Consider the following 1,016-nt stretch of genomic DNA (forward strand, 5'->3'; position numbering starts at 1 on the left):
GAAAATCTTGCAAAAAGACATGAAATAATGGCAAAAGCAACAAGACAGGCTGTTAAAGAGTTAGGTCTCGAGCTTTTATCTGAAAGTCCAGCAAACTCTGCAACAGGTGTTTATGCCCCTGCAGGAATTAATGCAGATGATTTAAGAAAAGAGCTTCTAAAAATTGGATTTAGAGTGGCAGGAGGACAAGACCATCTAAAAGGAAAAATATTTAGAATTGCACATATGGGTTATTTTGACTTTATGGATGTTGTTCAGGTGATTGGCGGACTTGAAATTGCTCTTAAAAAAATTGGATATCCGGTTGAGCTTGGAAAAGGTGTTGCAAAAGCTCAAGAGATTGTGATGGAGGGGTTTTAATGCTTGGAGTTATAGGCGGTAGCGGTCTTTATCAGATAGAAGGGTTAAAGCTTATAGATGAAGTTGAGATAGAAACACCGTGGGGTAAGCCTTCTGACAAGTATATAATTACTGAATATAAAGATAAAAAAATAGTTTTTCTTCCAAGACATGGAAAAGGACATTTATATCCTCCGCATCAGATAAACTACAGGGCTAATATATGGGGATTTAGAAGATTAAAAATAAATAAAATACTTTCAATAAGTGCAGTTGGAGGTATAAATCCTCTGTTAAATCCTGGAGATTTTGTTATATCTTCACAGTTTTTGGATTTTACAAAAACAAGACCATCAACATTTTTTGAAGGTATTAATACAAAAGTTGACATAAATGATAAAACAGATGACCTTGTAAGTATTTATATGAAAAATAGAAGTGTAGTTCACATAGATGTTTCTGACCCGTTTTGCCCTGTTTTAAGAAAACAGCTTGAAAATAGTTTAAATGCTCTTGGTTTTAGATACCATAAAAATGCAGTTTACGCTGCAACAGAAGGTCCAAGACTTGAAACATCAGCAGAAATAAAAGCCCTTTCACTGCTTGGAGCAGACATTGTTGGAATGACATTAGTTCCAGAAGTTGTTCTGGCTAAAGAAATAAACATGCATTTTGCC

Annotated in this window: 1 protein-coding gene and 1 pseudogene; both read left to right on the top strand. The window is 34.7% G+C overall.

What is annotated here, in order from left to right; genetic code table 11:
* Positions 1-360: pseudogene (locus HG1285_RS20170) on the top strand (alanine--glyoxylate aminotransferase family protein); the annotation flags it as partial.
* The coding region (locus HG1285_RS00090; protein ID WP_008289762.1) for an MTAP family purine nucleoside phosphorylase at positions 360-1,016 on the top strand (657 nt) is incomplete at its 3' end. The pseudogene HG1285_RS20170 and the gene HG1285_RS00090, both read left to right, overlap by 1 nt.

Source organism: Hydrogenivirga sp. 128-5-R1-1, assembly GCF_000171895.1.